This is a genomic window from Methylotenera sp., from assembly GCF_029945535.1.
In the GTDB taxonomy this organism is placed as follows: Bacteria; Pseudomonadota; Gammaproteobacteria; order Burkholderiales; family Methylophilaceae; genus Methylotenera.
On record NZ_JAQSCU010000014.1, the window covers coordinates 104,967 to 117,979 of the forward strand.

A 13,013-nucleotide genomic window follows, 5' to 3' on the forward strand; every position below is an offset into this window, starting at 1 on the left:
ATGAGCTACCAAGACACACAGCCAGCAGCTTCATCACGCTTCAATCTTTCAGAATGGGCGCTAAAACATCAAACCTTGGTGCTGTACATGATGTTGATGCTCACTATTTCTGGCCTACTTGCTTATACTAAGTTAGGCCAGTCAGAAGATCCGCCATTTACTTTTAAAGTCATGCTAGTACACACCACTTGGCCAGGCGCGAGTGCTGAGGAAGTTGAACAGCAAATTACCGATAAGCTAGAAAAGAAAATTCAAGAAGTGCCGCATTTAGGCAATACCAGTAGCTTTTCTCGACCAGGTGAGTCGATGATTTTTGTTGTGATTAAAGACGATACAGTTTCAAAGGACATTCCTGAGATTTGGTATCAGGTGCGCAAAAAAATCAGTGATATTAGGAACACGCTGCCACAAAATATTGAAAGCCTCACTTTTAATGATGAATTTAGTGATGTGTATGGCAGCATGTATGCGCTCACGGGCGATGGTTTTGATAACTTTGCACTAAAAAAACAGGCCGAGATTATTCGTGCTGAGATTTTAAATACGCCTGATGTTGCAAAAGTAGATTTCTTTGGTGAGCGTAAACAACGTATTTTTATAGAGTTATCGAATGCCAAACTTTCTACCTTAGGTATCAGTACCACACAGTTGATTGGCATATTGCAAACACAGAATGCCGTAGTTAGAGGCGGTACATTTGATTCACCCAAAGAACGCATTCGTGTTGAGGTTTCTGGTCGATACAACACGCTAGAAGAGTTACGTGAAATTAGGTTGCGAGCAAACAACCAAGACTTTAGGTTGGGCGATGTTGCGCGGGTTTATCGAGGCTACGAAAATCCACCGACAAGTACCGTGCGCTATAACGGCAAGGAAACATTATTGCTCGGTGTGAGTATGCGTCAAGGTGGCGATGTGATTGCGCTTGGGCATGAGCTGGATAAAAAAATAGCCAGAATTCAGCAAAACTTACCTGTGGGTTTGAGCTTTGAAACGGTGACTTCACAACCAAAAATCGTCACAAACTCTGTGAATGACTTTGTGGAGTCTTTGATTGAAGCTTTGGTGATTGTGCTCACTGTAAGCCTACTATCGCTTGGCTGGCGCACTGGTATTGTGGTGGCGATTTCGATTCCTGTAGTGCTAGCAGCGACATTTCTTGTGATGAGTTCGTTTGATATTGGGCTGCATAAAATATCATTAGGCGCATTAATCTTAGCGCTGGGCTTGCTAGTGGATGATGCGATTATTTCAGTAGAAATGATGGCCTCTAAAATGGAGCAAGGTTGGGATAGAGTGCGAGCAGCCTCATTCGCCTATACCTCAACCGCTATGCCTATGCTGACGGGCACGTTGGTAACTGTTGCAGGATTTTTGCCTATTGCAACCGCCACTTCTTCAACTGGTGAATATACCCGTTCAATTTTCCAAGTGTCGGCAATTGCGCTAATACTTTCATGGTTTGCTGCAGTAATATTTGTACCTTATTTGGGCTACCACTTGTTGCCTGATTATACGCATGCGCCTAAACCTTCAAAGTTTAAATTATGGCTTAGAAGCAAGCTTGGTTTGATTGAAACAGTTGATGATAATCACCATCACGATATTTATAACACCAAGTTTTATCGCGGTTTCCGTCAATTACTGACCACATGTGTGCGTTATCGTAAGACTGTCATTGCCATCACGCTCTTGATGTTTGTCTTGTCGATTGCAGGTTTTAGTCAAGTGCAGCAACAGTTCTTTCCTGATTCAACGCGCTTAGAAATTACTGTGGATTTACGCTTAACTGAAGGCGCTTCGTATCAAGCGACCAACGATGAAGTCAAAAAGCTGGAAAGCTGGTTACAGCAGTGGGATAAAAATAGACACGGCAAACATCTGGCTGGTCTTGATAACTTTGTGGCTTATGTAGGCATAGGTAGCCCAAGATATTACTTGCCTTTGGATATTCAATTGGCGCATAGAGGCTTTGCACAATTTGTTATTCTGACTAAAAACTTAGAAGAGCGTGAAGCTTTGCGTAGCGACTTATTAAAGCTGTTTGAAACTGATTTCCCTTCGTTAAGAGCATCGGTATTGCGTTTGGAAAACGGCCCGCCAGTTGGCTTTCCTGTGCAATTCCGTGTCAGTGGAAATGACCTCCCTAAGATTCGAGAAATCTCGCACAAGGTCGCAGATATTATGCGTGTAAACCCTAATTTGTCTAATGTGCAGTTGAACTGGGAAGAGCCAAGTAAGGTCATGAAAGTGTCTATCGATCAATCAAAAGCGCGTTTGCTAGGGGTTAGTTCGGTTGATATTGCCAATATGTTGAATGGCGCGATGAGCGAGCTCTACATCACTGAGTTCAGGGAAGGTAATGAACGTATTGATTTAGTGGCACGCGGTGATGAGGTCGAACGCACTAGGTTATCACGCCTGCCAAACTTGATGATTAATACGCAAAATGGCACCAGCGTGCCGTTATCGCAAATTGCGACGATTACTTCAGAGTTTGAAGAAGGGGTGATGTGGCGACGCAATCGTGTGCCATCTATCACCATGCGTGCGCATTTGCGTGGTCATATGCAAGCTCCTGTGGCATCAGCGCAAATTGAAGCGAAATTGAGCGAAATCAAAGCGAGTTTGCCGCTAGGTATTACATTAGAAACAGGCGGCGCAGTGGAAGAGTCAGCTAAAGGTGGTGCGTCAGTAGCGAAAGGATTCCCGCTATTTTTAGTGGTTGTACTGACCTTGTTGATTTTGCAATTACAAAGTTTTTCACGGGTGTTTTTAGTCTTGCTCACCGCGCCATTGGGTTTGATTGGCGTCACTATTGCATTACTGGCATTTGATAAGCCATTTGGTTTCGTGGCGATGCTGGGTACTATTGCGCTATCTGGCATGATTATGCGTAACTCTTTGATTTTAGTAGACCAAATCGATCAAGATAAAGCATCTGGCATGCCCGAGTGGCAAGCGATTATTGAATCTACCATACGTCGTTTCAGACCTATTGTTCTCACTGCAGCGGCGGCGATCTTAGCCATGATACCGCTCACGCAAAGCGTCTTCTTTGGCCCGATGGCGGTGGCGATTATGGGTGGTTTAGCAGTGGCGACATTGTTAACGGTATTGTTTCTGCCCGCGCTCTATGCTGCTTGGTTTAGAGTAAAAGTGCCAGCTGAGGTCTAACAAGTGTTAAAAGCTAGTTTAATCAACAGTTTGTACAGCACGCGCATGCGTTATAATATTAAGAAATTGATAGGAAAATATTTGCCATGACACAAACACAACAAACCACTAAAAATCAGTCAATAGACTTAGCGCGCTTCAACATGATAGAGCAGCAAATTCGCACATGGGAAGTGCTAGATCCAGTTGTGCTGGACTTGCTAGGCGAAGTGCACCGTGAAGACTTCATTGATGAGTCACAACTAGGCCTAGCCTTTGCCGATGTGGAGTTGCCGATTGGCCATGGTCAGACCATGCTTTCACCAAAAATCGAAGGTCGCATCTTACAGGCGCTTAACATCAAAAGAACCGATAAAGTATTGCTGGTCGGTACTGGTAGTGGTTATTTAACTGCATTGATTGCCAAACTTGCAAAACATGTAGATGCTTTGGAAATCATTCCAGAGCTCTCTCAACAAGCGGAAGTTCGCATACAAAAGCAAAATATCCACAATGTGACTTTCTATGTACTTGATGCTTTCAGTGGTTACACCACGGATAAGACGTACGATGTCATCGTATTTGCAGGCTCTTTGCAATTACACCCAAGCGCCGCTGAACAAATGTTGAATATTGGTGGTCGTATGTTTGCTGTGGTTGGTGAAATGCCAATTATGCAAGCCACGCTTACGCAGCGTGTGAGTGAAGGTAGTAGCCGTAAAGAAACACTTTTTGAAACCTGCTTGCCGCCACTAGTGAATGCCCCACAATCTGTTAAATTTGAGTTTTAAAGAGAGTAATAAATGTACAAGTTAGCACGGACACACCATTTAGAACGGTTACACCGTGCAGTTTTTCTAGCTTGTATGACTTTATCGGTTTCTGAATCTGCGCTTGCTGCAAAGATGCAGATAACAAAAAACTTAACAGTAGTGGCTGAGTCAGCGGTTGTGGCGCGGCCAGCGGTCATCAGTGCCGTGAGTATGCGCGACAACACTATCTCTTTACTCGATTTATATCACCAAGCCGTAACGCACGATCCTACTTTAGCTTCAGCTTTAAGTGCTAACCAAGCCGCACAAGAAATTATTGAGCAAGGTAAGGCGCTGTATCGCCCTACCGTCAACTTTAATGCAGAAGCCAATGCAGTTAAAACGGATATTCGTTATTTAAACTCTAGTGCAGTGCCCGGGCAGTCTAATTTCGAAACCTACAAAGCTGGCATCGAAGCTAGTCAGCCCATCTACCGCAAGCAAAATCTGGTGCAAATGGATCAAACGCTGACTCAAGTGAGCCGAGCGGATAAACAATTGCATCTGAGCAAGCAAGACCTGATTTTACGTACCACTCAAAGCTATTTTGATGTGTTAATTGCGCAAGACAAAATTGATTTGATAGGTGCACAGAAAACTGCAATATTAAGCCAGCTAGAGCAGGCCAAAGCCAATTTTGATGTTGGTAGAGCGACGATTACCGATGTCAACGAGGCACAAGCACGGTATGATTTAATCGTTGCGCAAGAGATTGCTGCAGTGAACGAATATCAAATCGCGCAACGCAGCGTGCAAGCCATTACAGGTGAATTGCCGCAAAAGCTTGCTACGGTAAGAGCCGATATTCAGCCCAATGCTTTAGCGCAAGGTATGGATAAATGGTTGGAAGTCGCTGAACAAAATAATCTCAATATACAAATCCAGCAAGATGCACTTAAATTTTCAGACCAAGAAATTGATCGTTCAAAAGCTGGGCATTTACCTACTTTAGACGCTGTTGCCAGTGTCTCGGAATCTTATGCCACAGGCAGTGCTTCAGTTTTTAGCACTGGTAATGACCTTAAAACAGGGACAATAGGTTTGCAGTTGCAAATCCCTTTGTACCAAGGTGGCGCGACCAGCTCAAAAATTCGTCAAGCAGTGCTGAATAAGCAAAAAGCACAAGATGATGTAGAAATCGCACGCAGGCAAGCTGCACTAGAAACACAGCGTGCATACCTCAATTTGAGCACTACGATTGCGCAAATTAAGGCTTTAGAGCAGGCCTTAATCAGTAGCCAAAGCCAAGTCGATTCGACCAAGTTGGGGTATGAAGTGGGTGTACGTACGAGTGTAGATGTGTTGAATGCTGAACAACAACTATTCAGTGCGAAACGTGATTTGTTGCAAGCGCGTTATAACTATCTGGTGAATATTATTCGTCTGAAATCCGCTTCTGGTGTGCTTGCTGAGGCTGATTTGATAGATATTAATCAACAATTAGTGCATTAACAATCTGTGTTAATTTAAAAAGCCTATCATTGAATCAATCTATTAGTTTATTAAACCTATGACAAAAATGTCTTTGAAGTTAAGCGCGGGTTTAAGTCAGCTTGTGATTGTGGATACGCAAACGCGCCTCATCACCGCCATGCCGCAAGATGAGTTGCAATCCACTATTAAAAATATGGGCATATTAGCGCAAGCCGCAAAGCTCTTAGCTGTCTCCACAATCATCACCGAGCAGTATCCTAAAGGCTTAGGGCATACCGTGCCTGAGCTATTGGCGATGCTGCCAAACGTGAAACCAGTAGAAAAACTCTCATTCTCATGCATGGCAGAGCCAACATTTAGTCGTCAACTCACACGTGATCATTCGCAAATCGTACTTGCTGGCATGGAGGCACATATCTGCGTTTTGCAAACTGCGCTAGATTTAACAAGTGTGGGTAAGCAGGTGTTTGTGGCGGAGGACGCGGTGATTTCACGCAACCCAGTCAATAAAGCTAATGCGCTGGCAAGAATGCGCGAAGCAGGCTGCATCATTAGCAATACCGAATCTATCGTATTTGAATGGCTAGGCATTGCGGAAGGTGACGCATTCAAAGCTATTAGCAAACTTATTCGTTAAAATTTCTTGATGAATAAGAAGTTATTATTAGTGTTGATGTGTCTGCTGGCCTTTGGTGCTTACAAACATCATCAACACCGCCCCGTTGTGCATGGCGTGGGTGAAATTGCACCTGACGAACCCATTCAAACTAGCACAGGCACTGCAGACTTTCAGTTTAACGGCTTCACACTCACGCCGCTGGCTGAGTATTCAATTAAAGCAAGAGTGCTATCAACAGAAGATTATTTCATGGGTACAGAGGCGGAATTGTCGCCAACTGATTTAGCGCTAGGCTGGGGGCCAATGTCAGATGAAGCAGTGCTAAGTAAAATTAAGATTACTCAAGGTAACCGCTTCTTTTATTGGCATGTCGATGAGTTTCCCATTCCACAACGTGAGATTGAAATTCATGCTGCCAACACACATATTATTCCAGCCAACGATAGCATCAGGCGGCAACTCAGCAAAATACGTCCAGGGCAGATTGTCAGTATTAAAGGTCAGTTAGTCGAAGCAAAACGCGCTGATGGTTGGCATTGGCGCAGCTCGCTCACGCGAGACGACACAGGCGCGGGCGCTTGCGAAGTGGTTTATGTGACGGAGCTTAGCGTTAGTTGATTGCAGCTGCGTGATTAAATATAAGTCGCAATGATCGCTAAAGTCTTTTGCGTAGCGCCTTGCGAGCTCATACATAAAGCCAGCCCTGCCTGACCCATTTCAAATTGTTGTTGTGGGTTTTCTAGCAAAGTTTCAATCGCTTGCTGCATTTCTTGTGGATCTTTTACGCGCCAAGCGGCATTTTGCGCAATGGCACGCTCCGAAACCTCGGTAAAGTTAAACGTATGTTCGCCAATCAGCACAGGCTTGGCCATACGCATCGCTTCTATTAAGTTCTGCCCGCCGAATGGCAATATACTGCCGCCCACCAAGCAAATATCAGCGCTGGCGTAATAACTGAACAACTCGCCCATGCTGTCACCTAGGATAAATCGCGTATCAGTATTTGCTGTTTGAACGAGTGCCGAGCGCCGTTGGTAAGTTAACTGGCGCTGTTGTAGCAATGCCTCAACCTCGTTAAAACGTTGTGGATGGCGTGGCACGATAACGGTAAGTAAGTGCGGAAGTTTGAGCGCCGTTACAGCATCTAAAATAATGCTCTCTTCACCTTCACGCGTACTGGCCGCTAAAAATACTGGGCGATTGCTGCCAAGTAAATCTCGCAATTGCTGCCCTCGAGTAACCGCATCTTCTGGTGGATGCACCTCAAATTTTAAATTACCGACCACGCTTACATTGCCTGCGCCAAGTTGTATTAAGCGTTCAGCATCTTGTTCAGTTTGGGCGGCAATGGCAGATAAGCTTTGTAAGCCTTCATGAACAAGGCTGCTTAATTTGCGATAACCGCGGGCAGATTTCTCTGAGAGCCTTGCGTTGATTAGCAGCAAGGGAATGTTTCGTGCCTTAGCACCAGCAATCAGATTAAACCAAAGCTCAGTCTCCATCAGCATGCCAAGTGTAGGTTTAAAGTGCGTTAAAAAGCCTTTTACGGCAAATGGCAAGTCGTAAGGCAAATAAACACGTATTACTTTATCGCCAAATAGTTGCTCGCTTGTTGCGCGGCCTGTTGGCGTGGTGTGGGTAAGTAACAGCTGATGATTCGGATATTGGTTAAGCAGCGCGTTAATGAGCGGTGCCGCAGCGCGCGTTTCACCCACCGAAACGCAATGCAGCCATATCACGGGCTTTTTTACTATTAATGTATAAAAGCCAAACCGCTCTAACCAATGTTGACGATACTCAGCTTGTTTGAGGCCGCGCCAAAGTAATTTGAGTGGCACAAAAGGCAGCACTAAATAAAGCAGCAGCGAGTATAAAAAACGATTCATAGCGTATTTTCTCACAAATTGCGCCCCGTTGTTTTTGTCTAAACCAGCACACGCATAAACATATCGTTTTTGCGAGAAATTTATTTTTATATTTTTTACATTAAGAAAACATAGGTGAGTGATTGCTCACCCTATCTCAACGCAAATACAGGCCTCATTTGTAAGAAAATCTCACCAAAATGGTGCAAAAAGATACGTAAAATTAGTATTGACGTCCACAAAATAAAGGCATAAATTGCTGCTCTAGGCACAACATGTTGTGTTTAAGACGTGTATTTTTCACAAGAATACCAAAAGAATAATAGTTTTTAATTGAAAATCACAGACTTAGCGTAATGTTCTAATAAATAGCGCACAAGTCTACCGTTTAGGAGAGGCATCCATGCTAAAAGCAGTCGAATCAGCAACCGAGTCAAAACCAGATTCTGAAAAAGAAATTCCAATTCAGCCGGTGTCGCTGGATATTTGGGATAAAAAGTATCGCCTAAAAACTAAAGCTGGCGAACATGTTGATGCTGATATCGACGCTTCATATGCACGCGTTGCACGTGCTTTGGCGGATGTAGAAACCACCGAAGGCAAGCGTGAAGAATGGCATGAGAAGTTTCTATGGGCATTGCGTCGTGGCGCGATTCCAGCAGGTCGTATTACTTCAAACGCTGGTGCTTTAGAGCACAAGCCAGCGACGTCAACCATTAACTGCACAGTGTCTGGCGTGATTTCAGACAGCATGGATGACATTTTAGGCAAAGTGCACGAAGCTGGCTTAACTCTAAAAGCAGGTTGCGGTATTGGTTACGAGTTTTCAACATTGCGTCCAAAAGGCGCGTTTGTGGCTGGTGCTGGCGCTTACACAAGCGGTCCGCTCTCTTTCATGGATATCTACGACAAAATGTGCTTCACCGTGTCTAGCGCGGGTGGTCGTCGTGGTGCGCAAATGGCAACATTTGATATTTCACATCCAGATGTCACTGACTTCATTAAAGCAAAACGTGAAAACGGTCGCTTACGCCAATTCAATTTGTCATGCCTAATCACTAAAGAATTTATGGAGGCGGTAAAAGCGGACAGTGAGTGGAAGCTCGCTTTCCCAGTGACAGAAAAAGAAGCAATTATCGATGGTTTAAACACTAATGATTTAGCGCAAGTGGTTTGGCGTGAGTGGCCAATTAAAGGTAAATACCTCACTAAATTAGATGGCGTAGATGCTGGCAAAGTGGCTTGTCGCGTGTATAAAACTATCAAAGCACGCCGTTTGTGGGATGTGATTATGTCCAGCACTTACGATTTTGCTGAACCAGGCTTTATCTTAATTGACCGCGTAAACGAAATGAACAACAACTGGTTCTGCGAAAATATCCGCACAACTAACCCATGCGGCGAACAGCCACTGCCACCTTACGGCGCATGCTTATTAGGCTCTGTGAACTTAACGCGTTTTGTGAAAAAACCATTCACTGACGAAGCGTATTTTGACTGGAAAGAATATCGCGAAGTGGTCGCGATTTTTACACGTATGCTAGATAACGTGGTTGAAATCAACGGTTTGCCATTGCAACAACAGCGCGATGAAATTATGCGCAAACGCCGTCACGGTATGGGCTACTTAGGCTTAGGTTCAAGCCTGACGATGATGAAAATGAAATACGGTGAAGAAGATTCACTTAAATTCACTGATGAAGTGACGCGCGTGATGGCAGAAGAAGGCTGGAACGTAGGTGTGCAATTAGCTGAAGAAAAAGGCCCTGCACCGCTAATGGATGAGAAATTTGAAGTGACTGCTGACATGCTAGCAAAACGTCCAGAAATGGCGGCAGATGGCATTAAAGTCGGCCAAAAAATCACAGGTAAAGTGTTGTTGGGTAAATACAGCCGTTATATGCAGCAGTTTCCAGAAGGCTTGCGTAACCAAATTGCCACTAAAGGCTCACGCTTCACGCACCATAGCTCAATTGCACCAACTGGCACTATTTCGCTTTCACTAGCAAACAATGCAAGTAACGGTATTGAGCCATCATTCGCGCACCACTATGCACGTAACGTGATTCGTGAAGGCAAAAAATCTAAAGAGAAAGTCGATGTATTCTCTTATGAATTGCTCGCTTACCGCGAATTGGTTAACTCAAAAGCTATGCCGTTTAGCGATAAAGAAGATGAAAAGTTGCCTGATTACTTCTTAGATTCATCCACTATTCAAGCCAAAGCGCACGTGGATATTCAAGCTGCATCGCAAAAATGGATTGATAGCTCAATTTCAAAAACCATTAACGTGCCTACAGATTATGATTTTGAAGATTTCAAAAACATCTACCTCTATGCTTACGACAAAGGCTTAAAAGGCTGCACAACGTTTAGATTCAACCCTGAAGCGTTCCAAGGCGTGTTAGTAACTGAAAAAGACTTAGAAAATACCACTTACAAATTCACGCTAGATGACGGCGCTGAAATTGAAGTAAAAGGCAACGAAGAGATTGAATACGATGGTGAAATTCACTCAGCCGCTAACCTGTACGATGCCTTAAAAGAAGGTTACTACGGGAAGTTCTAATAAGTGGGCTTAAGCTAGGTAAACCTTGGGCTAGATAAATTTAGATTGTCATTCCGTGCTCGACACGGAATCCAGTGGTTTTAAAGACGCTAGATTCCGACCTCCGTCGGAATGACAACAAAAGGAGAAAAAAATGGCAGTTAAAATTGAAAAGAAAATCGTTGGCTACGCGCTAGTGAATGAAGAAGATAAAGCCAAAGCCGCGGCAGACGCGCAAGCGCAAAAAGAAGCCGCAAGTAAAATCGTGCAACTAGGTGAGCCACTCAGCCGCCCAGACAAACTAGTAGGCAACACCTACAAAATTAAAACACCAGTGACCGAGCACGCGCTCTACATCACTATTAACGATGTCATCATGAACGAAGACACGCCACAAGAGCACCGTCGCCCGTTCGAGATTTTCATCAACTCTAAAAACATGGAACACTTTCAATGGATAGTTGCGCTAACACGCGTCATGTCTGCGGTGTTCCGTAAAGGTGGCGATGTCACGTTCTTGGTAGAAGAACTTAAAAGCGTGTTCGAACCATCAGGCGGCTACTTTAAAAAAGGCGGCAAATTCGTACCTAGTTTAGTAGCAGAAATCGGCGAAGTGGTAGAACAACACTTGCAAGAAATCGGCATGTTGAAAAAACCAGGTTTAGATGAGCATCAGCAAAAATTAGTGTCTGAGAAAAAAGCAGAATACTTAGAGAAACATGCCCAATCAGGTGAAGAAATGAGCGCAGAAGGTTTTCCAAAAGGCGCACAGCTTTGCAATAAGTGTAATACCAAAGCATCGATAGTGATGGACGGATGTTTAACTTGTTTGAATTGCGGTGAAAGTAAGTGCGGATAAATTAGAAAAAGGAGCTTCGGCTCCTTTTTTGTAGGTAAAGGTCATGGTTCCAGCTATCTGCGAAGCAGTTAAGCATAAAGATATGAAGCGTCGTCGCTACGCGATTGGCGCACTTGGCTACATCAACGAACGTGCCGCGATGCCAACACTTGAGGCAATTTTGTCTGATGAGTCTGAAATTGACTATTTTCGCGGAGATGCACTGCAATCCATTTACCAAATTGATAGTAAACGAGGCCTTAGTTATGCCGCCCAGTACCAATCCCAGCCAAACACATTAGGGCAATATGCCAAGGCTGTTATTAAACGCGAACCATGGCTTTTGTTACCAAGCAAAGAATGAAAATGCCTAACCCATCATTCAAGCGGGACGCCTAACGGCGCCCCTTAATTCAAACGTTAGGACTAAGGCTGTGAAAAAAGAAATTTTGCTATTTATTTTATCTAACTTTTTATTGAGTGGATGCGTGTCAACATACAAAAATCCAGAGCCAATTGTAGGAACTGCGAAAGTAAGATTTGCTTCGAAAATAGATATTGGATACAAAAATATCAACGTGTATTTTTTTAATTCTGATAAAGATTTTTGCGCTACTAAACTAGAGAATAGCATTTTAGTAGCTTCATTAAATGGTATTGCCATTTCCCACAATAGAAAGGACTTGTCATTACCTTTAGGTGAGCAATTTTCAAAAGAGGCCAAAACAGAAATTGTAGTAAAAGCTGATGAGCCTTTACTTTACAAAATGGGGTATTACTCCCCTGGTACTTACTTATCAACTGGGTATGTACAAGGGTTCACTGGAGGAGGTGTTTGCCTTGTAGGGGGTGAGTTTACTCCCAAGCTTAACCATATTTACGAAGTAACGTACAACATTGGAGATAGCAAATGCATAACAGAAATTTTTGATTTGAAAAATAGAGTAGATACTAATTATGAACGAGTGTTAGAAAAGTCTGCACATGCAGCTGAATGCAAGTAAGACCTAAAACATCATACAAGCGGGACTACTATGTAGAAAGCCGACAGTCTCAAAAGGGTCGGCAGTGATGATTATCAATGTCGGCTTTGAAGAAGTGTGATTATGAAGCCCAGTAGTAGACGGTCGTAAAAGTCACTCAGGGCCGGACTTTGCACTTAGAGAAATTGGCGATTAGCGGCCCATAACAGACACCCGCAATTGGTGTTAGATTGCAAGAATGATAATGTTGTGTAAAATGAATTCTGATTTAGTTAGCAAAATAAATAACCAAAAATAGCCTAACAATTCTAGAATGCGATTTAAACTAATTCAGGAGAATCCATGAAGTCGAACCCAAGAGAGCATTTGGAATTTGTCAGAAACTTAGAAATATCAAATGAGATTTATGACGCTTATTCTTATGAGAATATCGTTGGAAAACTGGTCTTTGTCCAGACAACCGATAGCTATCATTACCATGATTACACAGTGACACCGAACTATTCCCAAGATTTGGCCTCTGCAAATTTGGAAATTAGTGAGGAAAAAGTGGCAGACTATTACCTATCAAAGTAAAAAAGCCTTCTTTCAGTTGCTTGAGTGGTCACGCTCCAAAGGCATTTTGAATGCCTAGCGACTCACTCACAGATGCCCGTTGGGAGATCACGATCAAAGTTGACCATCTCTGATCAATTGTTCGTCCGCTTCGCGCCCTGAGGCACTCCGTCAAGTTATTTTTGCATTTTCCGACAGGTTTG

Annotated in this window: 11 protein-coding genes; 10 read left to right on the plus strand and 1 reads right to left on the minus strand. The window is 43.6% G+C overall.

Features of this window, described 5'->3' with window-relative positions; all coding sequences use genetic code 11:
* The 5 genes from PSU72_RS11430 to PSU72_RS11450 all read left to right on the plus strand — a co-directional run bounded on the left by PSU72_RS11430 (position 1) and on the right by PSU72_RS11450 (position 6,639).
* A complete protein-coding gene (locus PSU72_RS11430) occupies positions 1 to 3,177 on the plus strand; it encodes an efflux RND transporter permease subunit (protein ID WP_300432652.1) in 3,177 nt (1,058 codons plus the stop codon).
* 86 nt (positions 3,178 to 3,263) lie between these two features.
* Positions 3,264 to 3,947, plus strand: a complete 684-nt coding sequence (locus PSU72_RS11435) for a protein-L-isoaspartate O-methyltransferase (RefSeq protein ID WP_300432653.1) — start codon at positions 3,264 to 3,266, stop codon at positions 3,945 to 3,947.
* Positions 3,948 to 3,959: 12 nt separating this feature from the next.
* Positions 3,960 to 5,420, plus strand: coding sequence for a TolC family outer membrane protein (locus PSU72_RS11440; protein ID WP_300432655.1), 1,461 nt, complete (start codon positions 3,960 to 3,962; stop codon positions 5,418 to 5,420).
* Between the two features lie 67 nt (positions 5,421 to 5,487).
* Positions 5,488 to 6,039, plus strand: coding sequence for an isochorismatase family protein (locus tag PSU72_RS11445; protein WP_300432671.1), 552 nt, complete (start codon positions 5,488 to 5,490; stop codon positions 6,037 to 6,039).
* 9 nt (positions 6,040 to 6,048) lie between these two features.
* Positions 6,049 to 6,639, plus strand: a complete 591-nt coding sequence (locus PSU72_RS11450) for a hypothetical protein (RefSeq protein WP_300432656.1) — start codon at positions 6,049 to 6,051, stop codon at positions 6,637 to 6,639.
* Between the two features lie 14 nt (positions 6,640 to 6,653).
* On the opposite strand, the gene waaA is transcribed toward PSU72_RS11450, so the two are convergent.
* Complete coding sequence (gene waaA, locus PSU72_RS11455) at positions 6,654 to 7,907, minus strand: lipid IV(A) 3-deoxy-D-manno-octulosonic acid transferase (protein WP_300432657.1); 1,254 nt, start codon at positions 7,905 to 7,907, stop codon at positions 6,654 to 6,656.
* A 382-nt stretch (positions 7,908 to 8,289) separates the two neighbouring features.
* Between waaA and PSU72_RS11460 the strand changes: the two genes are divergently transcribed.
* The 5 genes from PSU72_RS11460 (at position 8,290) to PSU72_RS11480 (ending at position 12,831) form a co-directional block, all read left to right on the plus strand.
* Positions 8,290 to 10,455, plus strand: a complete 2,166-nt coding sequence (locus tag PSU72_RS11460; protein WP_300432658.1) for an adenosylcobalamin-dependent ribonucleoside-diphosphate reductase — start codon at positions 8,290 to 8,292, stop codon at positions 10,453 to 10,455.
* Positions 10,456 to 10,588: 133 nt separating this feature from the next.
* Positions 10,589 to 11,293: an NrdJb gene (locus PSU72_RS11465; protein ID WP_300432659.1), complete on the plus strand. Its 705-nt coding sequence runs from the start codon at positions 10,589 to 10,591 to the stop codon at positions 11,291 to 11,293.
* Between the two features lie 43 nt (positions 11,294 to 11,336).
* Positions 11,337 to 11,636, plus strand: a complete 300-nt coding sequence (locus PSU72_RS11470; protein ID WP_300432661.1) for a HEAT repeat domain-containing protein — start codon at positions 11,337 to 11,339, stop codon at positions 11,634 to 11,636.
* 70 nt (positions 11,637 to 11,706) lie between these two features.
* Positions 11,707 to 12,276: a hypothetical protein gene (locus PSU72_RS11475; RefSeq protein WP_300432663.1), complete on the plus strand. Its 570-nt coding sequence runs from the start codon at positions 11,707 to 11,709 to the stop codon at positions 12,274 to 12,276.
* A gap of 321 nt (positions 12,277 to 12,597) precedes the next feature.
* Positions 12,598 to 12,831: a hypothetical protein gene (locus tag PSU72_RS11480; RefSeq protein ID WP_300432665.1), complete on the plus strand. Its 234-nt coding sequence runs from the start codon at positions 12,598 to 12,600 to the stop codon at positions 12,829 to 12,831.
* The last annotated feature ends 182 nt before the right edge of the window (positions 12,832 to 13,013 follow it).

Coding starts and splice junctions, on each gene's coding strand:
- PSU72_RS11460 (WP_300432658.1), top strand. CDS start 8,290: ATGCTAAAAGCAGTCGAATCAGCAACCGAGTCAAAACCAGATTCTGAA.
- PSU72_RS11435 (WP_300432653.1), top strand. CDS start 3,264: ATGACACAAACACAACAAACCACTAAAAATCAGTCAATAGACTTAGCG.
- PSU72_RS11430 (WP_300432652.1), top strand. CDS start 1: ATGAGCTACCAAGACACACAGCCAGCAGCTTCATCACGCTTCAATCTT.
- waaA (WP_300432657.1), bottom strand. CDS start 7,907: ATGAATCGTTTTTTATACTCGCTGCTGCTTTATTTAGTGCTGCCTTTT.
- PSU72_RS11470 (WP_300432661.1), top strand. CDS start 11,337: ATGGTTCCAGCTATCTGCGAAGCAGTTAAGCATAAAGATATGAAGCGT.
- PSU72_RS11480 (WP_300432665.1), top strand. CDS start 12,598: ATGAAGTCGAACCCAAGAGAGCATTTGGAATTTGTCAGAAACTTAGAA.
- PSU72_RS11450 (WP_300432656.1), top strand. CDS start 6,049: ATGAATAAGAAGTTATTATTAGTGTTGATGTGTCTGCTGGCCTTTGGT.
- PSU72_RS11440 (WP_300432655.1), top strand. CDS start 3,960: ATGTACAAGTTAGCACGGACACACCATTTAGAACGGTTACACCGTGCA.
- PSU72_RS11445 (WP_300432671.1), top strand. CDS start 5,488: ATGTCTTTGAAGTTAAGCGCGGGTTTAAGTCAGCTTGTGATTGTGGAT.
- PSU72_RS11465 (WP_300432659.1), top strand. CDS start 10,589: ATGGCAGTTAAAATTGAAAAGAAAATCGTTGGCTACGCGCTAGTGAAT.